The sequence below is a fragment of the Dokdonia sp. 4H-3-7-5 genome (genome assembly GCF_000212355.1).
Lineage (GTDB): Bacteria > Bacteroidota > Bacteroidia > Flavobacteriales > Flavobacteriaceae > Dokdonia.
The window spans coordinates 1449531-1473129 of the sequence record NC_015496.1; the positions used below are offsets into that span (position 1 = coordinate 1449531).

General features: G+C 37.2%; 23 protein-coding genes. 11 read left to right on the top strand and 12 right to left on the bottom strand.

The annotated features are described in order from the left end of the window. Positions 1-57 precede the first annotated feature (57 nt). Entirely contained in the window at positions 58-861 is an 804-nt protein-coding gene (locus KRODI_RS06415) for an NAD(P)H-binding protein (RefSeq protein ID WP_013750776.1), read from the top strand. 75 nt (positions 862-936) lie between these two features. Here KRODI_RS06415 and KRODI_RS06420 read toward each other — a convergent pair whose 3' ends face one another. From KRODI_RS06420 to KRODI_RS06435, 4 genes are all read right to left on the bottom strand, one after another. Further along, entirely contained in the window at positions 937-2997 is a 2061-nt protein-coding gene (locus KRODI_RS06420) for a M13 family metallopeptidase (RefSeq protein ID WP_013750777.1), read from the bottom strand. A 97-nt stretch (positions 2998-3094) separates the two neighbouring features. Beyond that, a complete protein-coding gene (locus tag KRODI_RS06425) occupies positions 3095-6490 on the bottom strand; it encodes a VPS10 domain-containing protein (protein WP_013750778.1) in 3396 nt (1131 codons plus the stop codon). Positions 6491-6606: 116 nt separating this feature from the next. Continuing rightward, positions 6607-7110, bottom strand: a complete 504-nt coding sequence (locus tag KRODI_RS06430; RefSeq protein WP_013750779.1) for a nuclear transport factor 2 family protein — start codon at positions 7108-7110, stop codon at positions 6607-6609. Position 7111: 1 nt separating this feature from the next. Beyond that, entirely contained in the window at positions 7112-7711 is a 600-nt protein-coding gene (locus KRODI_RS06435; protein WP_013750780.1) for a hypothetical protein, read from the bottom strand. Positions 7712-7823: 112 nt separating this feature from the next. Between KRODI_RS06435 and KRODI_RS06440 the strand changes: the two genes are divergently transcribed. From KRODI_RS06440 to arfB, 3 genes are read left to right on the top strand one after another with little or no spacing between them, the layout of a single operon-like run. Next, positions 7824-8774 (top strand): NAD-dependent epimerase/dehydratase family protein, encoded by a 951-nt coding sequence (locus tag KRODI_RS06440; RefSeq protein ID WP_013750781.1) that lies wholly within the window; start codon positions 7824-7826, stop codon positions 8772-8774. Positions 8775-8782: 8 nt separating this feature from the next. Beyond that, entirely contained in the window at positions 8783-8914 is a 132-nt protein-coding gene (locus tag KRODI_RS15355; RefSeq protein ID WP_013750782.1) for a DUF2256 domain-containing protein, read from the top strand. Beyond that, on the top strand, positions 8914-9315 hold the full coding sequence (gene arfB / locus KRODI_RS06445; protein WP_013750783.1) for an alternative ribosome rescue aminoacyl-tRNA hydrolase ArfB: 402 nt from the start codon (positions 8914-8916) through the stop codon (positions 9313-9315). The genes KRODI_RS15355 and arfB overlap by 1 nt, the downstream gene beginning before the upstream one ends. A 98-nt stretch (positions 9316-9413) precedes the next feature. Here arfB and azu read toward each other — a convergent pair whose 3' ends face one another. Then, positions 9414-9920, bottom strand: a complete 507-nt coding sequence (azu, locus tag KRODI_RS06450) for an azurin (RefSeq protein ID WP_013750784.1) — start codon at positions 9918-9920, stop codon at positions 9414-9416. 47 nt (positions 9921-9967) lie between these two features. Continuing rightward, positions 9968-10942 carry a YheT family hydrolase gene (locus tag KRODI_RS06455; RefSeq protein WP_013750785.1) on the bottom strand — a complete coding sequence of 325 codons (975 nt, stop codon included), beginning with the start codon at positions 10940-10942 and terminating at the stop codon, positions 9968-9970. 172 nt (positions 10943-11114) lie between these two features. Between KRODI_RS06455 and KRODI_RS06460 the strand changes: the two genes are divergently transcribed. Continuing rightward, entirely contained in the window at positions 11115-11705 is a 591-nt protein-coding gene (locus tag KRODI_RS06460; RefSeq protein ID WP_013750786.1) for a TetR/AcrR family transcriptional regulator, read from the top strand. A 93-nt stretch (positions 11706-11798) separates the two neighbouring features. Beyond that, on the top strand, positions 11799-12272 hold the full coding sequence (locus tag KRODI_RS06465) for an acyl-CoA thioesterase (protein ID WP_013750787.1): 474 nt from the start codon (positions 11799-11801) through the stop codon (positions 12270-12272). Between the two features lie 68 nt (positions 12273-12340). Here the strand turns inward: KRODI_RS06465 and KRODI_RS06470 are convergent, their stop codons facing one another. From KRODI_RS06470 to KRODI_RS06485, 4 genes are all read right to left on the bottom strand, one after another. After that, positions 12341-12709, bottom strand: coding sequence for a nuclear transport factor 2 family protein (locus KRODI_RS06470; RefSeq protein ID WP_013750788.1), 369 nt, complete (start codon positions 12707-12709; stop codon positions 12341-12343). A 285-nt stretch (positions 12710-12994) separates the two neighbouring features. Then, positions 12995-14125, bottom strand: a complete 1131-nt coding sequence (locus KRODI_RS06475; protein ID WP_013750789.1) for a peptidogalycan biosysnthesis protein — start codon at positions 14123-14125, stop codon at positions 12995-12997. Further along, positions 14118-15011, bottom strand: a complete 894-nt coding sequence (locus KRODI_RS06480) for a DMT family transporter (protein ID WP_013750790.1) — start codon at positions 15009-15011, stop codon at positions 14118-14120. The genes KRODI_RS06475 and KRODI_RS06480 overlap by 8 nt, the downstream gene beginning before the upstream one ends. A gap of 6 nt (positions 15012-15017) precedes the next feature. After that, on the bottom strand, positions 15018-15371 hold the full coding sequence (locus tag KRODI_RS06485; protein ID WP_013750791.1) for an arsenate reductase family protein: 354 nt from the start codon (positions 15369-15371) through the stop codon (positions 15018-15020). An 84-nt stretch (positions 15372-15455) separates the two neighbouring features. On the opposite strand from KRODI_RS06485, the gene KRODI_RS06490 reads away from it, so the two are divergent. Further along, entirely contained in the window at positions 15456-15920 is a 465-nt protein-coding gene (locus tag KRODI_RS06490; protein ID WP_013750792.1) for a DinB family protein, read from the top strand. Here the strand turns inward: KRODI_RS06490 and KRODI_RS06495 are convergent. Then, a complete protein-coding gene (locus KRODI_RS06495; protein ID WP_013750793.1) occupies positions 15910-16632 on the bottom strand; it encodes a DUF4163 domain-containing protein in 723 nt (240 codons plus the stop codon). The two genes, KRODI_RS06490 and KRODI_RS06495, sit on opposite strands and share 11 nt — an antisense overlap. Before the next feature lie 190 nt (positions 16633-16822). Here KRODI_RS06495 and KRODI_RS06500 point away from each other — a divergent pair, with 190 nt between their 5' ends. Further along, positions 16823-17965 (top strand): cystathionine gamma-synthase, encoded by a 1143-nt coding sequence (locus KRODI_RS06500; protein ID WP_013750794.1) that lies wholly within the window; start codon positions 16823-16825, stop codon positions 17963-17965. A gap of 67 nt (positions 17966-18032) precedes the next feature. Here KRODI_RS06500 and KRODI_RS06505 read toward each other — a convergent pair whose 3' ends face one another. Beyond that, positions 18033-18875: a THC0290_0291 family protein gene (locus tag KRODI_RS06505; protein ID WP_013750795.1), complete on the bottom strand. Its 843-nt coding sequence runs from the start codon at positions 18873-18875 to the stop codon at positions 18033-18035. A gap of 211 nt (positions 18876-19086) precedes the next feature. On the opposite strand from KRODI_RS06505, the gene gdhA reads away from it, so the two are divergent. From gdhA to recO, 3 genes are all read left to right on the top strand, one after another. Then, positions 19087-20430 carry an NADP-specific glutamate dehydrogenase gene (gene gdhA / locus KRODI_RS06510; RefSeq protein WP_013750796.1) on the top strand — a complete coding sequence of 448 codons (1344 nt, stop codon included), beginning with the start codon at positions 19087-19089 and terminating at the stop codon, positions 20428-20430. Between the two features lie 170 nt (positions 20431-20600). Beyond that, positions 20601-22880 (top strand): two-component regulator propeller domain-containing protein, encoded by a 2280-nt coding sequence (locus tag KRODI_RS06515; RefSeq protein WP_041295647.1) that lies wholly within the window; start codon positions 20601-20603, stop codon positions 22878-22880. Beyond that, the gene (gene recO, locus KRODI_RS06520; protein WP_013750798.1) at positions 22880-23599 is read left to right on the top strand and encodes a DNA repair protein RecO; all 720 of its coding nucleotides are present in this window, start codon (positions 22880-22882) and stop codon (positions 23597-23599) included. Before KRODI_RS06515 ends, recO begins: the two co-directional genes overlap by 1 nt.

The window sequence follows — 23599 nt, forward strand, 5'->3', positions numbered from 1 at the left end:
TTATTATAGCTGCTGCCGAAGATTTAAACGAAAACCCTAGTTATTGCTAGAAAATAAATGAATAAAAAAATTACAATTGCTGGTTTAGGATGGCTTGGTAAAGCACTTGCCTCGAGGCTCCAGCTTATGGGGTACACGGTAAAAGGAAGTGTGACAGATGCAGAAAAAGCAAAAGACCTTACAAGAAGTAATATCCTTGCATATCCAGTAGTAATAGCAGAAAGTGGTGTCTCAGGCTTAGTAGAAACTTTTCTTGCAGATACAGATGTGCTACTCATTATGATACCGCCAGGCTTGAGAAAGAACACAGGTGCAAACTACGCTCTCAAAATGGCGCATTTTCTACATCTGATTGAACGGTCTGAGGTTAAAAAAGTGATTCTTATAAGTAGTACCTCTGTCTATGATGATGCACAAGGTAAGGTGACAGAGAAAGATGCACCACAACCCGATACAAATGCGGCTAAGCAGTTATATGATGTAGAGCAAATATTCTTTAACACCCCTGCTTTTGAGACAACGGTTGTTCGTTTTGGAGGATTGTTTGGTGGTAGTAGAAACCCTGTGAAATTTCTTGCTGGACGAAAGGGATTAACTAATGGTGATGCTCCAGTTAATATGATACATCGCGATGACTGCATCGGGATTTTGACAGCGATAATCAAGAAAGATGCCTTTGGTCACATTATAAATGCGGTGTCTCCTAATCATCCTACAAAAAAAGAATATTACACAAAGCAGGCTATTGAGTTGGGTCTCGAGCCGCCAGAATATAGTCAAGAAGATTCCTTATCCTTTAAGCAGATAGATAGTATTACGGTTGATAGTGTTTTAAATTACGAGTTTACGGTGCACCTTTAATAACGAAAGTAATACGCATAAAAAAACCGCCTCGATTGAGGCGGTTTTAGTTTTCGCGAAAGCGAATATATTATATTACCAAATACGAACTCTCTTCTCAGGAGCTAGGTAATTTGCATCTCCTTCTTTAATGTCAAAAGCTTCGTAGAAAGCATCAACATTTAATAAAGGCTGTACCGCACGTACCATTCCTGGAGAGTGCGGGTCTGTTTTTACTTGTGTTCTTAATGCTTCATCACGGCTCTTTGTTCTCCATACTGTTGCCCAAGACATGAAGAAACGTTGCTCAGGAGTAAACCCGTCAATGTTTTCTGGACGTCCGTTTTCTGCATAGTACTTCTGTAATCCATCATATGCTCCAAGTACACCACCTAGGTCTCCTATGTTTTCACCTAGCGTGAATTTTCCATTTACGTAAACGCTATCAAGTACCTCTACAGCACTGTACTGCTCTGCGAGTGCATTACCACGAGTTGTAAATGCTTCAAGATCTTCGGCAGTCCACCAGTTTTTTAGGTTTCCATCTGCGTCAAAACGTGATCCGCTATCATCAAAAGCGTGAGAGATTTCGTGACCTATAACAGCTCCAATTCCTCCATAATTTACAGCCTCATCTGCTGTGTAGTTGTAAAATGGTGGTTGTAGTATTGCTGCTGGAAATACAATCTCATTGTTAAGTGGATTGAAGTAAGCATTAACAGTCTGAGGAGACATTCCCCACTTAGACTTATCTACTGGCTCACCTATTTCATCAAAGTTTTTGAGTTGGCCCCATTTTCCAACTGCAGTCATATTTTCAAAGTACGTCTTATCTGCAGCTACATCCATTGTAGAGTAATCTTCCCACTTGTCTGGATATGCAATCTTAACGGTAAATTTATCAAGCTTTTCGATAGCCTTTTCTTTAGTCTCTGCACCCATCCAGTCTAATTTTTGGATACGAGCTTTGTAAGCATCAATAACATTTGCAATCATTGTTTCTGCTTTTGCTTTTGCCTCTGGTGGAAACTTAGCATCTACATATAACTGCCCTAGCGCTTCTCCTACAGAGCCATTTACTGTTGCTAGTGCGCGCTCATCTGCTGGGCGTTGTTTTTTTGCACCGCTTAAGTATTTACTGTAAAACTCCCAATTTGCAGTTTCTATTTCTGTACTCAATCTTCCTGCAGAACTATTAAATGTATCCCAACGTACGAGCGTTTTGATATCTTCTATAGAAGTTTTTTTAAGGAATGTGTCTAAAGCTTCTGTGTACTTTAATTGTGTGACAAGAAGCGTGTCAAAATCCTTCTTAATACCAAGATCTGCAATCATCTTTTTAAGATCTATAGATGTGAGCATCTCGTCTGCCTGAGCGACAGAACGTGGGTTGTTAAAGTTACGAGCATCACGGCTCTCTACTTTATCTAATCTTGGAGTCGCTAGCGCAGTTTCCATTGCGAGGATTTTATCGGCAGCGGCATTTGCTTCTGCTTCAGAGTCTCCTAGCATTTGAAGCATGCGTGAGATATGTTTTACATATTCTTCACGAATTTCTTTAGACTTCCCGTCTTCTAGAATGTAATAGTCACGATCTGGAAGACCAAGGCCATTTGCCCCTAAATACACGGTATTCATAGAGCTATCATTAAGATCTGCTCCAGCTCCTATGCTTAAAAAAGGTGATGATACAGCAGGATTAGTAGCTAGTACTGTCTGTAGTTCATTTAAGTTAGTTACACTAGCAATTGCATCTAATGCAGGTTGTAAAGGTGTAATCCCTGCCTTATTACGCGCTATGGTATCAAGTTTGGTGTTGTAAATCGCAAGCGCTTTTGCTTGGTCTGTTTCAGCAGTGTATGTTCCGCTTTTTTCGGCTTCTGCAAGTATTTCTAAAACATCTGCATCTGTAGCTTTGCGTAGTACAGAAAATCCACCCCAACTAGTGCGGTCATCTGGAATTTCAGTGTTTTTCATCCAAGATCCATTTACATAATTGTAAAAATCTTGATTAGGAGCAACCGTAGTATCCATATTCTCTAGTACAATACCAGGGATTTTTTCAACTTGAGCTGTCTCTTTTGTTTCTTCTGTCTTACAGCTTACAAGCGTAAGAGCACAAGTAGCCACAATTGCAGCCGATTTATAGAGTTTCATAGAGTAACGTTATTAGGTTATTTTGAATAGGACGAAATTAAATTTTAAATGTTACATAAGCAATCAAAAAAGCCCTCTGAGAAGAGGGCTTTTGCAATTATTTCAAAATTAATTTTTGAGTTATTTGTTGTTTGTCAGTGTTTAGTTTAATGAGATATAAACCTGAAGCAAATGTGCTCATGTCAAGTGGGTAATTACTTGACCCTTGAGGCATATTAAACCTTTTAATAACAGACTTACCTAATAAATCAAATACCTCTATGGATAATGAAGATTCTGCAGGCCATTGTATATTGAAAATAGCAGTAGATGGATTCGGGTAGATACTTAGTCCTTCTAAAACAGTATCGTCAAGAGAAAGTTGTCCAGCACCTATTTGAAAGTCATCTATTACAACACCTTCTTCGGTTACGGCTTGATCAGAATGAAATACAAATCTAAAAATCATACTAGTTTCTGACGCAAAAGCACTCAAATCATAACTATAGTCATTAAATGATGCACTAGTTCCTGTCCATTGTGCTCCTGGGCAATTATTACAATTGTTTCCTGGAAGAGTATCACTATTGTACCAGTTAGGGTCGTTAGAGGTACCTAATATGTCCCACGTAGTTCCATCATCAACAGTATATTCAACATACATTATGTCCCAGTCAAGTTCTAATTCAAAAGCCATCTTAAAGCTAAGTTCTTTCACTTCTAATGATGAAATGTCATAGCATTTAGTAGTTAGGTATTCTTTAACATTATTACTGTATTCTCCATTTAGATTAGTTGCATAGGCATTCTCTCCAGATACAGCTTGATTTAATAACGTTCCGTTAGGAATTCCTCTCTGCCATGTTTGCCCCGAAGTATCGCAAGCAATATTGCCATTTTCAGAAAGTACAAGCAGCGCACTATCCCCTGTTTCAAAATCATTTATTGTATCTATTTCACCTATTTCATTGATAGCTATCGAAGTTCTTTTCTCATTATTACCTTCTACTTGATCTCCATCAGTTGTTATTTGAGCTATTAATTCATAGGTTCCTACAGATAGACCTAATACTGGTAACTCTACAGTAGTTTCTTCTTGAGAAGCAAGGTTTCCTGTCCATTGCATAGTGTTTTGAATACCTCCTGCTTCATAAGTTATAGTTGCTTCCGTTATGGAAGAGGTTCCATTATTTCTGAATGTTATTTCTGTAGGATTTTCTCCGCAGGATATCACTTGATTGTTTAGGGGTACTAAAGATGTTGCTGCAAGGTCTGACGATAACGGCTGAGTATCAATATCTGTTTGCCATATACCTCGTCCATAAGTTCCTGCTGTAAGCACTCCATTGAACTCATTTACATCTAAGTCGCGTACTGCTGTATTAGGTAATCCATTGTCAAATCTTTCCCAATCATTAGTGATATCATCATATTTCCAAACGCCAAGCGCGGTTCCTAAAAACAGTGGATTGTCAGAATGGTTGCTTTGATGTTTGATAACTAACTTAGGCACTCCTGGTAGAGAACCTGTAATATCATTTACAGTAATGGCATTATCTGCTATTGTTGCTTCATATACTTTACCAGCTGTCCCTCCCGTAACTATATATAGCGTATTACTATCTCCATACTTCACTTCTAATGACGAAATATCTTCAGGAAATGATCTCAAAACAGTGAAGTCTGCACCTCTATTTGAACTTTTATATAAAGCTCCATTAACAGTTACATACATAATAGAAGCGTCGTTAGGATCCGTTTCTAATAGGTCTATACGTGAGCCAAATGACAATGATTTTTGTACCCAAGAATTAGAGCAAAAATCAAGTTCATAAACTCTAGTGTAACCTGCATATAGCCTCTTGTCCTTAGCAAAAGCTAGGGGTGTTATCCAGTTTCCAGTCTCCGGTGATGCAAACGATCCAGAAAGCGAAGCACCTCCGTCATTTGAAAAATAAGGCCCACCTCCAGATTGTATGAAGCCATATACTTTAGATGGATCATTTGGGTCATAAATATTCTCCATACCATCTGCGCCATAATAGTTTTGCCACATACCATTTTTACGTGCGTAGCCACCATTATCTTGGAGTCCTCCAGAAATAATAGAAGCATCTTCTGGCGCTACATCAATTCTATAAAACTGTCCAATAGCTAATCCATCGGTGTGGCTAGAAAAATTTACACCCCCATCATTAGAACTATAAAAACCTCCATCACTTCCGCAATATAAAGTTCCATTGATGAATCTTAAATTATGAATATCAGCATGGGTGTAAGAAGGTGTATTTGGAGCATTCCAATTATTTAATTTTGTAAAACTTACACCACCATTTGTAGACTTCCATACATTAAGCACTCCTGTGTAAATCTCATTTTCATCGGTATCTGATACTGCAAACGCAAAGTCAAACCATGCTTGAGTACTTTCAAAAATATCCTCACTACCAGCAAATTTTTGAGTAAAAGAATCTCCGCTGTTTGATGATTTGTAAATATTACCAGCACCAAAAGAGTTGTCAGACCTAAACACGTATAGTACCTCAGGATTAGCAGGAGTAACATCCATAACTAACCTAGCTGCACCAGTAATAAAACCAGCAGATATATTTGACCAAGTGTCTCCACCATCAACTGTTCTATAAACTCTAGATGCATCTGCCGCATATAAAACATCTGAGCTTCCAGGTTTAACTTTTAAGTCGTCAAAGTTTCCGCTAAGGACGTTATCCCAATTTGTACCACTATCTACAGTCTTGTAAATACCATTACTTGTAGCAACCCATAATGTTTTACTATCTGCAGGGTCAAAGTAAATCTCATTCATAGAAGTAGGAGAGTTATTCTCATTAAGACCTGTAGTATTCCAAGTGTCTCCTCCATCCGTAGATTTCATAACGCCTATACTTGTCGAGTCTCCAGCATCATCATCTCCAGTAGCAATGTAAATGATATTAGTATCGGTAGGATCGATAGCAATACCAGACACCCCTATTTGAGGAAGTTGATCTGTAAGTGGTGTCCAAGAAGTTCCAGCATCTGTAGATTTCCAAATTCCTCCTGCAGGCGTTCCTACAAAAAGTATATCTGGATTTGTAGGATCTACTGCAAATGCATTAACACGTCCTTGACCAGCAGACCAAGATCCTGTATTAGTGTGTGTAAGTGGTCCTATATTTTTCCAATCACTGTCATCAACTTGCGTTGATTTTGATTGGCTATTAATTTCTTGCCATACATCCCAAAGTTGTTTTTGTGACATGACAGTACCATCGTTGTTTAAATAGTTGGCATAAAGAGATTCCCACCTTTTAAAAGGTTTAAAGCCACTTCCTTTGGTTGTTTCATCCTTGCCTTCCCAGTAAGATTCAAATGAATCCACAATTTCTTGAAAAGTAGGCTCTGTGCTTTTATTAGAATCATTAAACGGCGCCATCCATGGTGCAGTAGAGCCTATTTGAGCATTGGTCAGTAACGTGACCATACATAATGTTAATAGTAGTAGTTTTTTCATAGTTTATTTGATTAAATATCAAATATAATGTGCAATGCTATTATTGCGTAATTATATTAATATAAAATACTAAAAAACTGTGAAAAAATTTATAAATATACTCTTATGTTAAGGTTTTAAAATTTATTAGAGATACTCTTTATGTAATTAGTATCCCATTGCTTTTTAAGAGCAGTAAGTGCTGCTACATTTTCATTTGGAACGGCGATGGATAATACATAATGCTTTACTTTCCATTTACCATCTACTTTTTGAACAATACCAGAACCTCTACATACACCCATTTGAGTACTTAATAGCTCATCAAACCATGCTAATTTCGCGCTATTGTTTGAAACATAGATGTTTCGTTCTATTGTGGTAAAACTCCATGCTCTACCAGCATCAAAATGAGGTTTTGCATATAACTTAAATTGCTGAACATTCCAGTTTTCTGTAGCGTCGGTTCCAACAAAAACGGCGTCGTCTGTCATTAATTCAAAATATGCTTCAAAATCTGCATCTCCTGCTGCTTTATGCCATAAATCAAGTGAGACTTTTACATCATCTTTTACAAGGGAGGTGTTTTGACCGTACGTTGTGCCTGCAATTATTGAAAAAAATATAAATAAGATTTTCATTTTAGTTAAGTGTTTGCTCGTCTGCCTTTTGACTAGCAGCCTGTTCATTTTCTTGTTTTATCTCCTCTAGTAAATCTTTAAAACTAGTATTAAAAAGTTCGTTGAGTTGTAAATTGAGATCTTGGTATGCATTAAAAAGTTCGCCTGTTTTCTTAGAGATTTCTTCTGGGACAAGAGTGTTCAAGTGTGCGCTATTCTGCAAGGTTTTAACTTTTGTTTCTATAGCAACAAGGCGTGCATTTACCGCTTTAGTCTGTACTGCTTCTGGAGTGACTGGTGCTACAGCCTCTTCTGCTTCTTCTAATCGAATATAAAGCGCATCTAAACCAATTAGTTGTTTGCGTAATTCTCCAAGTGTATTTGTATGAAGGCTGTCTATAGACGAAGAAAGGTCATTATAAAAGGACCAGTTTTTCACCCCTTCTCGTGCTTGTGCTGTAAGTCTTATACTAGCTTTTAAATTTTTTGGAGTAGGAAGCTGTATGGTGTCATTTCCCACTAATGTTACAGTCTCTTTTGGTTTTTGAGAAGCTTTTTTTTGACTACACGAGGCGGTAAAAATAATTGATATAATAATTAAAATAGGAAGTAACTGTTTCATAAAATCTTATACTGAGTGCTTAACAAAAGTAGGGTAATTGGTTATACACGCGCAATATTTATGATTAAGTTTGCAAACGCTTTCGCGAAAGCGTAACACTAAAATACACAATATGAAATCTAGAATACTCATCATAGGGGCTTGCGGCCAGATAGGAACGGAGCTTACCATCACTTTACGCAATAGGTTTGGTGCAGATAAGGTTGTAGCCAGTGACATCAGAGAAGGAAATGAAGAGCTTATGAGTGAGGGGCACTTTGAGCTGCTGGATGCTACAGACTTTGCAGCGGTAGAAGACGTGATTTTTAGATATAAAATTGATACAGTTTATTTAATGGCGGCTATGTTATCTGCAATTGCAGAGCGTTTTCCTGCCAAAGCTTGGCATCTTAATATGACTTCGCTATTCCATATCTTGAACTTGGCAAAGGATAAGAAGGTAAAGAAAGTATTTTGGCCATCTAGTATTGCTGTTTTTGGAGATACTACTCCTTCAGAAAATACTCCCCAACTTACGGTTATGGAACCATCAACCGTGTATGGAATATCAAAACAAACTGGGGAACGCTGGTGTGAGTATTATCACAAAAAATATGGCGTAGATGTGAGAAGCATACGCTATCCAGGACTTATAAGTTATACAACAGAACCTGGTGGAGGAACTACAGATTATGCAGTAGATATATACCACAGAGCACTTAAACATGGTAACTACCGTTGTTTCTTGCAGGAGGGAACAGTGTTACCTATGATGTATATGGAGGATGCAATTAGAGCAACTATAGATATCATGGATGCTCCTAAAAAGGATGTAAAAATACGCTCATCATATAATCTTGCAGGAGTAAGCTTTGCGCCAGAAGATGTAGCTCAAAGTATTCAAAAAGTAATTCCTGAGTTTGAAATCGAATATGAACCAGATTTTAGACAAGCCATTGCAGACTCTTGGCCGGGATCCATAGATGATAGTGAAGCGAGAAAGGATTGGGGATGGGGACATAAATTTGACCTTGATGCCATCACTAAAATCATGCTTGATAATCTCAAATTACAATATAGGTAAGCCATATTTTGAAAAAACAGCACCTTCCTACAAAAGTATGTCCCGTTTGTGAAAGACCCTTTGCATGGCGAAAGAAGTGGGAGAAAAACTGGAATGAAGTAATTTATTGCAGTGAACGATGTAGAAGAAATAAAAATTAATGAATAAGGAGCTACTACTTACCGAACTTACATTTAAGGCAACGAGAAGTAGCGGCCCTGGAGGACAGCATGCAAATAAAACAAGTTCAAGAGTAGAGTTATCTTGGGCTATGTATGAATCTGCTGCAGTAACAGAGGTAGAGCTTGAGTTACTCAAAGAAAAACTTGCTCATAGGGTTACAAAAGAAGGGGTGTTGCTGCTCGCTTCTCAAACCTCACGTAGTCAGCACAAAAACAAAGAGGACGTGATAAAACGTCTGTTTGCACTGCTAGAGGTAGCTGTACAAAGACCTAAGATTAGAATAAAGAAACGCCCTTCTAAGATGGCAAAGCTTAAACGCCTTAACGCTAAAAAAGTGCAATCTGAAAAGAAAGCAAACAGACGCAAACCGTCGTATTAATTGACATTCGGTTTACTATAGAAGAATATAGAGTAATGAAAAAAGCCATCAAGAGTTACAACTCGTGATGGCTTTTTTTAATTTACATGTGGTGTGATTTACTCCACAATAAACTTTCCTTTCATTAATCCAGAGTGTCCAGGGAAACTACAGATAAAGTCATAAGTCCCAGCTGCTGGAGCAGTAAATGTTACAGAGGTAGTCTGGCCACCACCTATCATTTTTGTGTGTGCTATAATCTGGTCTTCATTTGCAATCCAGTCTTTTGCTTCACCAGCGGTAGCTGCTGCTGCCGAAAATTCTGGTATTGACGTACCTTGTTTAAGCAATACAAAGTTGTGTCCCATAACTTTAATCCCTATTTTTCCAGTATGGCGAAAGGTAAGAGTTACTTCTTGTCCAGCCTTTGCCTTAAGCTCGCTCTTGTCATATTTCATGAGGTCATTACCTGCAAGTGCTAGATTTACAGTGTTCTCATCTGCTTTTGTAGCAGCTTTTTTTGATCCTATTTTTACAGCCTCTTTAGTTTCTTTTTTTTCTCCTTCACCACAACTTACCATTATAGTAGCAAGTGCAATCACTGCTAGAAATCCTTTAATTCTCATAATTTATAGTTTTGTTTATTAATATAAAGATAACTAACGCTTACTTTTTACTCCATATTTTTTTGAAAAAACTCTAGCGTACGCAGTTCATTATAGTAAAATTCTCCTTTCATATAGAATCCTACATGACCTCCATGGTCTGGCATTTCTAAGTGTATAATATTAGAGTTTTTTGCCTGTGCTATAGGATAGCAATCACCGTGAAGAAAGCTATCATTCTTTGCATTGAGAATAAGGGTAGGTACAGTAATCTTATCAAGGTAGTCAAAGCTGCTTGCTCGAGCATAATAATCAAGAGCATCCTCAAAGCCATGTGCCGGTGCGGTATACAAATCGTCAAAACGTTTTAAGCTATTGATTTTTTTATATTCTTCCTTATTCATCTTATCAGGAAACTGTTGCATCTTCTTGCGATACTTAGCTCTAAGGTGTACTAAAAATGATGTGCGATAAATGATATTTTCCCTTTTTGTAAGTTGTTCAAGAGAAGCTTTAAGATCTGCTGGAACACCTATGCAAGCAGCACATGTCACTTGTGAAGGGATATCATCTTGTTCTCCTAGATACTTGAGCACGGCATTGCCTCCTAGACTTACTCCATATAGGTTAATATGGCTATAACCCTTAGTAACAAGAGCGTTTACTACAAACCTAATATCGCCGGTATCGCCGCTGTGGTATGATCTATACAATCTATTCTGGCTACCACTGCACCCTCTAAAGTTTATAGCAGCCACATCATAACCATGATTGCTCAACAACTTTGCGGTGCCTAGTATGTATGGTCGCTGTGCGTCTCCCTCAAGTCCATGTAGCAATACTGCAACTTTTTTAATGTTGTCTCCCTGTGGTGTTGCGGCTAGTGTCCAGTCTATATCTATATAATCCCTATCTGGAAGTTCCATACGCTCACGAGTTTGCGTGATCCCCTTTACACGTCTAATCTTTGCAGAATAAATGGTGGAGAAATGTGGATCTTTAAAAAGTCCGCTTGCGCGAAAACGTGAGGGTACAATGGGCATTATGTAAGGTGGTGTACTATTAGTAAAAGACTATTAAGAGATTATAAAAATAGGTACAATTAAGCTTTCGCGAAAGCGTAATAATCAAAGCTATAGAAAGTAGTTTTATTTAATGTTTTTTTTTGTGAAACAAACATTCCAATTATATTTATCAAGATTATAACCTCACAAAATGCCTAGAACCGAAGATTTTGATAGAGAAATTGTACTAGCAAAAGCAAGAGATTTGTTTTGGCGAAAAGGATATAACGGTACGAGTATGAGTAATCTTGTAGAAGTTACGGGACTTAATAGGTCGAGTATATACAATTCGTTTGGCAATAAAAAAGCCATTTATAAAACCTTATTAATACAGTACCAAGAAGAAAATGAAAAGATTTGTACAAATGCTTTAGTACGAGCATCTAATCCGCTAGAGGGAATTCGTTTTGTATTTGAAAATTTTATAGACGAGATTGAAAAAGATACGCAAGGAAGAGGTTGCTTTAGTATAAATTGTAAAGTGGAGCTTAGTAGGGAGGACGAGTCAATAAGAGATTATCTCGAGAAGATGCAAGATCACAGAATAGAGTTTTTTAAAGGCTTAGTGCAAGAAGGACAAGACGCACAACTCATAAACACAAAGCAGTCTGCATCACAGTATGCTTATTTTCTATTCTGCACTTTTCAAGGAATACGTACTACAGGAATGTTTTTGAGAAATCGCGATATTTTACAGCAAATTGTACAGAACGCGCTTAGGGTATTGCGTCCGGATTCTTAACCTATTCTTAAGGTGATATAAGATTTTGAAATTGTAATTTTACAAACTAAACAGCACTAACTATAGCGCATAAGCGCATTAAATAATTATAATATGTACACGAAGGAATTTGACATACGATGGAGTGATATAGATGCAAATCGTCATCTAGCAAACTCTGCATATGTAAATTTTATGTCTCATACTCGTATGGGCTATATGATTGAGAATGGACTAAGTCAACGAGAAATGGTAACTCATAATATAGGCCCAGTAATTTTTCACGAGCAGTTGTTCTTCTTTAAAGAAGCTTTTCAAGGCAAGCCTATTACCGTAACGTTTGAACTAGGTGGGGCTAGTGAAGATGGTATGTTCTTCAAGTTTGTACACAATTTTTATGATTACAAAGGTAGAAACCTAGCTCGCGGAAGCATGATGGGAGCTTGGATTGATCTTACTACACGTAAAACCATCGGACTACCAGAAGCATTAACGCCTATGCTCGAAAATGCACCAAAAACACCAGACTTTAAAGTCCTTACTAAGGAAGACATGCGCTCACATGGGCAAATGCCTATAGATAAGTAATAGCAGGCATAATAATGAAATCCCGGGTATACAATGTACAAACGCATTATAAACCCGGGATTTTTTATTTATTGTCCAGGCATATCATAGAAAAACTGCTCCTGTACAATTTTTCCATCTTTTACTTGATATACGGCAAGCTCAGATGTTTGTGAACGCTGCTGACTAGGTTTATGTGTAGTATCCATATCAAAACGCACAGAAAACCAATTATCTGCTACTGTAGGCTCGCTTGCTTTACTGCTGTGTACTTCAAAAGTGTTTTCCCACCATTCTCCTTTCTTTGCAACTTCTTGCATTCCTTCTGCACGCGCGTTTTCTGCCCAAGCTGGTTCTAAACTTACAATATTAGGGCTGTATAATTCCTTATAGCAACGTTCATAATTCCCTTCATTACACCAGCTCACTAAATTATTTGCAATTTCATTAGTTTTCATAAGTATTTGATTTTAAGTTGTTAGCAATAAATGTAGTGAAGTTTTTTTTAGAAATATGTGTACTAATTATGTTAATTTTAAAATAAGTGTTAAAAATTTTAACACTTATTTACTATATTTAGCAATATCTAGTTTACAAAAACATAGTTGTGAGGGGAGTTTGCTGAGATTTTGACGGAGGTCAAACCTATAGAAGCTTAATTTAACTTTTCAATATTAGTGTAGATTGATAACGATCACTTAATAAAATATAATAATATTTACGCTTAGTACATGCTACCGAATTTAATTTTTAAATGGATTATGCTGTTTATATTCCGTCATTTTAATCTGGCGTATAAATGGTTTAAAAAACATATTTGCTACAGTACGACGGTGTTTTATATAACACCTTAAGTGCTCTGGTATTGCTCCTAGAGTACTTTTGATTTCAGATGCAGTTCTACCTAAGTTAATGTCTTTCACCCCTAGTAAAAGACCTAATCGAATATAATCGTTTAACATTCTTGGGTAGATGGCATCTGTTTTATTTGTAGTATAATCAATCCCCACATAATGAGCACTGAGCTGTTCGTTATGTAAAAAAGCGGTTGAAAATCCTACTATTTCCCCTTTCTTACTATAGGTGCTAATGATTACATTTTCGGGAAACCGCTCTTTAAGTAATGCGTAGGTTTCAATGTCAATAAAAGCAGTGTTAAACAAGGCTTTCTCTGCAACATCTAGATATAAGGATTTAAGTTTTTCTTTATGGGTTCTTATTTCGTTTGCGGTAAGTGAAGTCTTTACAAGAGCGTTACTAGACGAGTCTGCCTTATTAACTTTTATACGGTATTTTGATTTTAAAGAGCCTTTATATTCCTCAAAATTTTTCCAAGTAACATGTATGTGCATGTTAGGTTCGACGGCAAATGATTGAAAGTGCTGTTTTTCTACTACACTTGCAGCGGTGTCTTGTGTGGCATTAAAGTCTTTTAAAAAACAAACACTTGACTTAGTGGTTTTTTGTAGTGTTTTAAGCTTTCGCGAAAGCGTATTATATATACGTCTCCTATCTATTCCTTTTTTGATCCACATTCCATACTCACCGCTTAGGAAAACGTTTCCACAAACTAGAATGTGCGTTTTTTTATTGCTTAGGTAGCATTGTACAGATTTGGCTAGTTTTTGATAGTAGGGAAGATTGCTCGGTGCGCCTTCAAGAGAGACACGTACCCGCTGGAGAATAGCAATAGCGATAGGTTGCTCTTTACTCGTGAAAACCAAATATCGATAATCTATCGTGCTATTTGCCTCTTCAAAAGAAGCCAAAAATAGTTTTGAAAAGTAAAAGGTTTGATCACAACCTAACTCTATGAAGGTCGTGTCAGGGATGTCGTTTATAGTAAAGTACTCTTGAGTGATGATTTTAGGCAATTGCTTTTTTTCGTTTAGTACTTAAATATACACCTAAGAAAATAAGTGCAGCAGCAACAATCCTAATAGTAGTAAGCGTATCTGCACCCAAGATAATAGCTACTATGGTTGCAATAAGAGGTTGCAGGTATATAAATGCACCTATGGTAGATGGTTTAAGCTGTTTTAAAGCAAACACATTAAAAAGATAGGTAAGATAGGTCGTACCAACTACCACAAAAGCCATAACTCCTATGACATTAGGAGGTAAAGTACTCCATGATACTTCCAGAAATTGCGGAAGTCCGATAGGGGCGTTTGTAAATACCGCAATAAGGAAAAACCATTTCATTAAAGTAATAGACGAGTACTTTGCAGTGAGTGGTTTTACTAGAATTAAATAAACAGAGTATGCGGTAGCATTAATCATAAAGAGCATGTTACCTAGCGTAATGTTAGGGGCATTTTCTTGTGTTTTTGCACCAAAAAGAATTAAAACCAAGGCGCCTACAAGGCCTATAGCAATACCAGAACCTTTAAGCCAAGTGATCTTTTCCTTTAAAAATATAGCAGAAAGCACAAGCAATATGACGGGAGATAGTGTGATTACCACACTACTATTTATGGGAGTAGATAATTGCAAACCTTTAAAAAACATCAGCATGTTTATGGTCATCCCAAAGAGTGCGCAAAGTAGCATACGCCACCAGTCTTTACGTTCTATCTTTTCTGAAGGAAAAAATAAACTTGTAATCCAGAATAGAACCGCTGCTCCTAGAACCCTAAGCATAATAAATCCATATGCCTGGATATTGGTAGGCATCAAATCCTTTGCTAGCGTGTGATTAATACCGTAAATAAAACTAGCGCCAAAGGCTGCAAGAAAGGCGAGATGACGCTTGCTCATAGTTTTTTATTTTGCAAATGCTTCAACCGCAGCAGCCACTACTTTTTTGCTGTTTCCCACAAATATTGCATCATTTACAATCATTACAGGTCGTTTTAAAAATGTGTAGTGCTCTAGAATGAGATTTTTATAATCCTCTTCAGATAGTGTCTGTTCATTAAGACCGCGTTTACGATACAATTGTGCTCGCTTACTGAAAAGAGCTTCATAAGACCCTTCCATTTCTTTCATCTCTTCTACTTGAGATAACGTCATAGGCTCAGATTTAATGTCTTGCATAATGACATCATCACTAGGATTAATTTCAGAAATAATGCGCTGGCAAGTATTACAGGTAGAGAGGTGGTAGATTTTCTTCAAAATAAGGTGGTGTATTTCAATTACATTATAAAAATACCGCCTATCTCTACCAAAATGGATTATTTTTAGAAAAAATTAAACCTAATGGAATACACCTTTGATATTTGTCTAAAAAACCGTCATCTTCTAGAGCGATTTATTAAGAGTCATACACTTGAAGAACTTAATAAAATACCTGATGGCTTTAATAATAATATTATCTGGAATATAGGTCATAGTATAGCTACACAACAGCTTCTTACTTATGGACTTTCTGGTCTCACACCGTCTGTATCTATGGAGTTTATTAATAGCTACAAGAAGGGAACAAAGCCAGAAAGAGATGTAACCCAGGAGGAAGTATGTCTCATGCACGAGATGCTCTTTGATACGCTTAAGACACTTCAAAGAGATTATAAGGCGGGTATTTTTAAAGACTTTAAAGAATATACGCTTTCTACCACAGGCGGAACATTGTCAAAAGTAGAGCATGGGCTTGATTTTAATAATTTTCATGAAGGATTACACCTAGGTTGTATTATCCAACTATCGAAACTCGTTAAAGATTAAGGTAATCTTGAGAAAGCTCCCATGGGATTGTAATCTGCTTGTTCTCCATATTAAATGAGGATACACCCATATCATTATAAATAAGAACAATACCTTCTTCGGTAAATCCTACTTCTTTTAGGTAGCTATCGGGAAGGTTTGATGGGGTGACGTGAAATGTTTCTTGCGGATATTCTTTTTCAAATTGCGCTTTCGCGAAAGCGTAAAAATCATCATCGAGCAATTCATCATCACTATATTCTTCTCCAGTTTGTGGATTGATATTAAGATACATTTCGTTGTCAAAACCACTCGCACCACCCATAAATTGATATGAATAAAATACTATAGATAGTAAGTTGTTAGAACCAAATGATATCGCAGAATCTATAGTGATTTCATGAGCGTCCGAAAGTTCTGTCGTTTCCGGATATGATATTTGTGAGTTGTTAATATAGAGTTCAATGGCATCATTGATAGAGTTAGGTAAACTTTCTGTCTCGTTATACAGTGTGTTTATTGTAGAAGTTTGAATCCAGTTATTTACAGTGATAGCAGCTTCTTCTGGTGTTTCCATATTGAGAATTGATAATGCAATTTCTGGACATGGCTGGCTATTACAAATAGCAAAATCTTTTGTAGAATAGCTATCTGTGGTAGCTGTATAGGTTATTGTCTTTTCGCAGCTTATAAAAAGTAAGATTACAAGTATGGAAGGAAGCAGTTTTTTCATGCAATAAAGGTAGTTGATATGCTTTCAAATTAAAAGGGACGTATGCAAGGAGATTGCAATGCCGCAACTTGAGCATTATATTATGTTTTGATTTCCTTATTGGAATAATAGCTTGTTGCGAGTTGTCGTATTTTTATAAACACATTTACTCAGGTGATGAGAGTTCGTATTACTATAAAATAACTAATAAATGAAATTTAATACTAAGACAATACATGGTAAACAGCATCCAGATAAGGCTTATGGATCTGTAATGCCTCCTATATATCAAACTTCTACTTATGCACAATCTACGCCAGGTGGTCATAAGGGATATGAGTATAGTCGCTCTGCAAACCCAACGCGTCACGCACTTGAGCAGTCGCTTGCAAGTATAGAGAATGGAGAATACGGAATCGCTTTTGCATCTGGACTGGCTGCAATAGATGCGATAATAAAGTTACTTAAGCCGGGTGATGAGGTGGTGTCAACAAGTGATCTTTATGGTGGTACGTATCGGCTTTTTACTAAGATATTTGAAAGTTTTGGTATTAAGTTCCACTTTATAGGAATGCAAGATGTCAAGAATATAGAAACATATATTAATGAAAAAACAAAGCTCATTTGGGTAGAAACGCCTACGAACCCGATGATGAGTATTATTGATATTGAGGCAGTTTCATCAATATCAAAAAAGTATAAGATCCTGTTTGCGGTAGATAACACTTTTGCAACTCCTTATTTACAACTACCCCTTGATTTAGGTGCCGATATTGTGATGCATAGTGCCACAAAGTATTTAGGAGGTCATAGCGATCTGGTTATGGGTGCTCTTGTTGTAAAGAATAAGGAGCTAGCAGATAGATTATACTTTATACAAAATGCAAGTGGTGCCATAAGTGGGCCTCAAGATAGCTTTCTGGCATTGCGTGGTATAAAGACATTACACGTCCGAATGCAAAGACACTGTGAAAATGGTAAGGCTGTTGCTCACTATCTTAAGTCTCATCCTATGGTTGATAAAGTATACTGGCCTGGCTTTGAAGATCACCCTAATCATCATATTGCCAAAAGACAGATGAAAGACTATGGAGCTATGATTTCATTTACTACTAAGCAAGATTCGCTAGCGGGTGCTGTAAGCTTTGCGGAAAAGCTACAAATTTTTACCCTCGCCGAAAGTCTAGGAGGTGTGGAGTCACTTGCGGGTCATCCTGCTTCAATGACGCATGGTTCCATCCCTAAAGATGACCGAGAAAAACTTGGAATTAAAGATTCTTTAGTGAGATTGAGTGTAGGTATTGAAGATGAAGAAGACCTGATAGCAGATCTTAAACAGGCACTAGAAAACTAACTTCTGTAAATACAAAAGCGACTTTAAAAATTTTAAAGTCGCTTTTGTGCTTTTTCTTTTTGATATTTTAATCCAGATAATAAATATAACCTACATTCATCCAGAATATCCAATCATTAACTTTGTTTACAGGTCTTGGATCTGGGTTAAGACCATCTACCCAGTTAGAACCATAGTAATGCCATCTTAAGTCTAAATTAAGATCGCTGAGGACGCCTAATTTATATCGTGTTCCTATACTTCCGGTAATTGCCCATGTTGTACCAGGTCGAGTGTCAATTCCCGTCCCAAATTCACCATCACCTACATTAAAACCTTCAATTATAGCTGGTCCCGTGTCAAAAGGATCTGGAGTAAATGGATTAAGTACTTGTCCAAAAATGTTTCCGTCTGTGCGCAAATTAGTAGTTGCACTAGGGTTATAAGAAACAAAGTGAGCACCTAAACTTACATAGGGAGCAAACTTAAAAGCACCAGCTGCAAAGTCTCGTATGCTGAGTGGGTAATATTCTAATTGAGATCCTATTTCTATAACACTAGTTTTTCCTTCATGATTTCGTAATCTCAAGCCGCCAAAATCGTTATCATCTGCTTCTGGACCAAAATTATTGAGTGCTGTAAAATGGTAGTCTATCTCATTACGAACTTTAAAATGATCATTAAAATACGTGTATCGGGAGTAGCAATTACAATCTGCTTGGTAAGAGAAATTCAGGTAATGAACGAGGCCAATCCCAAATCCCGTATTCCCTATATTTGTTTCTTGATTTCCGCGTTCACCATAATCAGCTTGAAATGCCACAGGCCCCACTATAACGCCAAGCTCATGCGAAAATCCAAATTGAGCATTTAAGCTCTGATGTACCATCATAAAAGATAGCAATGCCAATAGTAGGTACTTGGCTTTCATAAAGTAGGTCATTTGAGTGTGACAAATATATACAATTATGTCAAACACCGAAATTTCTAAATATATTCTCCATTTTATGTAGGTTTAATCCTACTTATTGATTTGTTCATTACGATATTCTAAAAAATATGCGCATAAAATCACGGATACCGTATATTTGTATTCAGTAAAAATTGATTTGTAAAATACATTCTCACAATAGATTAAACTTATGTCAGACAGCATTAAAAAATTTGTCGATTATGTTGCTAAGAGCAACCCGAATGAGCCTGAATTTATGCAGGCTGTTCACGAGGTAGCAGAAACTGTAATACCTTTCATAGAAAAGAATCCTAAGTACCAAGGGAAAAAACTTCTTGAGCGTATGGTAGAGCCAGAGCGCACAATTATGTTTCGTATTCCATGGACAGATGATTCTGGAGAGATACAGGTAAATAGAGGATACCGTGTTGAGTTTAACAGCGCTATTGGTCCATATAAAGGTGGGCTTCGTTTCCACCCTTCTGTAAATCTTAGTATCCTTAAGTTTTTAGGTTTTGAGCAAGTTTTCAAAAACAGCCTTACTACTTTACCTATGGGTGGTGGTAAAGGTGGATCAGATTTTGATCCAAAAGGAAAATCTGATGCAGAGGTAATGCGTTTTTGCCAAAGCTTTATGAGCGAGCTTTCTCGTCACATAGGTCCTAATACAGATGTGCCTGCGGGTGATATTGGAGTAGGTGGTCGTGAGATAGGATACATGTTTGGACAGTACAAGAAACTTCGCAATGAATTTACCGGAGTTCTTACTGGAAAAGGATTATCATACGGTGGTTCATTAATGAGACCAGAGGCAACAGGTTATGGAGACGTATATTTTGCACAGAGTATGCTTAAAACCAAAGGAGAAACTTTTGAAGGTAAAAAAGTTGCAGTTTCTGGATCAGGAAATGTTGCTCAATATGCTACCGAAAAAGTAACTCAATTAGGTGGTAAAGTTATCACTATGTCAGACTCTGGAGGATATATTGTGGATAACGATGGTATTGATGCAGAGAAGCTAGCATTTATAATGGAGCTTAAAAATGAAAAGCGTGGCCGTATAAGCGAGTACACAGAAAAGTACACTTCTGCAGAGTACCACGAAGGTAAGAGACCTTGGGGAACAAAAGTAGATGTAGCTTTGCCTTGTGCAACTCAAAATGAGCTAGACGGTGATGAAGCAAAAACATTAGTAGACAACGGATGTATCTGTGTTGCCGAAGGAGCAAACATGCCTTGTACTCCAGAAGCAATTGAAGTATTCCACAAAGCAAAAATCTTGTTTTCACCTGGAAAAGCTTCAAACGCAGGAGGAGTTGCTACTTCTGGACTTGAAATGTCACAAAACAGTTTACGTTACAACTGGACAGCAGAAGAAGTAGATGAGAAGTTACACAACATTATGCTTGATATACACGAAGCATGTGTTGAGTACGGTAAAGATGAAGATGGTTACGTAGATTACGTGAAAGGAGCAAACGTTGCAGGATTTGTAAAAGTAGCAGATGCAATGCTAGCACAAGGAGTAGTATAATTACTACTTTATATAATTTTTAAAAGGGTAGCTTGGGCTGCCCTTTTTTGTTGCGCTTTCGCGAAAGCGTACCCTACATAAAGTCGTATTGATATATGCAAATGCCTCATTTCAATTCACAGTGCAATAATTGTACATTTGATCGTTTTAATAAATAAGATTTTATTGCTGTGAATATACGTTTTCTTTTTATAGTATTCTTGGTTTCATCTATTACGATGGCACAAGATTTTTCTGAGGATTGGACAGCTCATTTTTCTTATAATCAAACCGTAGGTATCACCTCTGGGAATGACAAGGTGTATGTGGCATCTGAGAATGCGGTTTTTATTTATAATACACTAGATGGTACTACCACAAACCGAACTACGGTAAATGGTCTTTCTGGTAATTTAATCTCTTCTATATATTATAGTAAGAGTTTTGACACGCTTTTCGTGGGTTATGAAAATGGAGTGATAGATGTTATTGTGGGAAACACTTTTGATGTACTTACGGTTGTAGATATTTTTAATAAACCAGCTATCCCACCAGATCGCAAGCGTATCAACCACTTTGAAGAATATAACGGGTTTGTTTATATAGCTTCAGGTTTTGGGGTGTCACTTTATGATGTAGAGAGACTTGAGTTTGATGACTCCTATTTTATTGGTAATAATGGAGGACTTTTAGATATAGGTAGTACTGCGGTTCTAGAACCATATATTTATGCGGCAACTACAGATGGCGGACTGCGTAGGGCACTCGTAGCAAACGATAATCTTATAGATTTTAATAACTGGGAGACAACTAGAAATGGCGCTTTTGAGAAGATTATAGAATTTGACAATAACCTTTACTTACAAGAGGATAATAGTCTTTTAGCCTCATCTAATGGGTTAGATTTTTCTGCTTTTCAAAATTTTCAAACTTCCATTATAGATTTACAATCTAGTGCAGAGAATATTATAGTCACACTTAACGCTGGTGTTTTTTTATATGATGTAACTGGCATCCAAGTCCAAAATTACGGAGCTATAGAAGATTTTATCCCTAGATATACCACTGCAATTATGGAAGATGGCGCTGTGTTTATTGGTACTTTAGGGTCTGGTGTTGCTCTCTTTGATATCACAACACCGGGAGAAATAACCCGTTTATTGCCTAATGGACCTTTAGAGAATGCTCATTTTGACCTAGCAGCAAGCGCAGGTTCTGTGTGGTCTGTTTTTGGTGATTATACGGTATCATACAATCCATTCCCACTTAAAAGACAAGGAATAAGTCGTTATTCTGAAGCAGAGGGATGGAGTTTTATACCGCAGGAAGATTTCTTTGGAGCTAGTAATTTTGTACATATTGCTATTAATGATCAAGATCCGTCTCGATTATATGCTAGCTCTTTTAATGGAGGACTTGTGGAGATTATAGATGAAACTCCAAGTATTCTCTATGATGAAAATAATAGTCCGCTTTTACCAGTTGCCACTACGACAAATGATGTGAGAGTAAACGGAGGAGCATTTGATAATGAAGGAAACTTCTGGGTGACTAATGCACGTTCTGTACTAGGCTTACAAAGGGTTTCTTCTAGCGGACAGTTTACTCCGTTTAATACAGAAGAGATTCTTGCTGGTGAAGATGCAAACCTAGATGCAGTTGCTATTACCCCAGATGGTAATATTTTTGTGGGAACAGATAGAAGAGGTGTTATTGCTTTTAATCCAGGTACAAATACGTTTGCTCGTCTAGCAGGTGAGGATGGGGCTGGAAACCTTCCCATAGATGATATACGATCACTAGCTGTAGATAGAAACGGAGCACTCTGGATAGGCACAAGATTAGGTTTGCGAGTGCTATTTGGACCTTCACAACTATTTGAAAATCTTCAGGCAAGTGCAAATGCTATCATAATATTACAAGATGGTATTGCTCAAGAGCTACTTAATGATCAGGTAGTAACAGATATTATTGTAGATGGCGCAAATAATAAGTGGCTTGCCACTGCAGATTCAGGTGTGTTTTATGTGAGTCCTAATGGTCAAGAAACTATTTTTCATTTTACTACAGATAACTCACCACTTCCTTCAAATACAGTGCAATCTGTAGCAATTGATCCAGAAACCGGTAGTGTGTACTTTGGTACGATAAGAGGTATGGTAGCTTTTGACGGCTCCTCCACCGCACCAGCCGAAGATCTTGAAGAAGTGCTCGTGTACCCAAACCCCGTAAGGCCTGGATTTAACGGTAATGTGCGTATAGAAGGGCTTACTGCAAATACTAATGTGAAGATTACAGATTTAGTTGGTAATCTTGTCTATGAAGAAAATACCACGGGTGGAAGCATTGAGTGGGATACTACTGCTTTTGGGCGACATAAGGTTGCTTCTGGAGTATACCTCATTATTATTACGGGACCTCCAGAAGAGTTGCGAGAAACTACCATTGAGAAAGTTATGATCATTAGATAATGCTAGTAAAAACTGAAGCCATTGTATTTTCTGCACTCAAATATGGAGAAGCAGATCTCATTGTAAAAGCCTTTACAAAAAGTAGCGGACTCAAATCTTACCTTATTAGAGGAGTTTTAAAATCAAAGAAGGGTAAGCTTCGTGTTGCCATGTTCCAGCCGCTCACACATTTAGAGATTGAAGCAAATCATAAGGATAAGGGAACTTTAGAAAGTATACGCGAGGCAAAAGTGGTCACGCATTACACAAGTTTACATACGGAAGTGGCAAAAAGTGCCATTGTTTTTTTTATTGCAGATGTACTTAGATCTTCTGTGCAAGAGGAAGAAGAAAACGTACCTCTCTTTGATTTTATAGTGAACGCTAGCTTATGGCTAGATTTAAATAATACGATTGCAAATTTTCATTTATTATTTCTTTTGAAGTTAAGCAGCTATTTAGGTTTTTATCCTGATGACTCAGAGGTTCAGCATGAGTACTTTAACTTGATGGACGGGATGTTTGAAAATGCAGAGACAAGTATTTACTGTCGTTCTGGACAGGATATTGAGTTGTTAAAGTTATTCTTGGGCACAAATTTTGATGCACTAGTTTCTATCAAACTAAACCAAAAACAGCGCACCTCTTTTCTCAACATGCTATTACAGTATTATGAGTTACATTTACACGGTTTTAAAAAACCTAGATCACTAGCGGTGCTCAATTCAATTTTTAGCTAA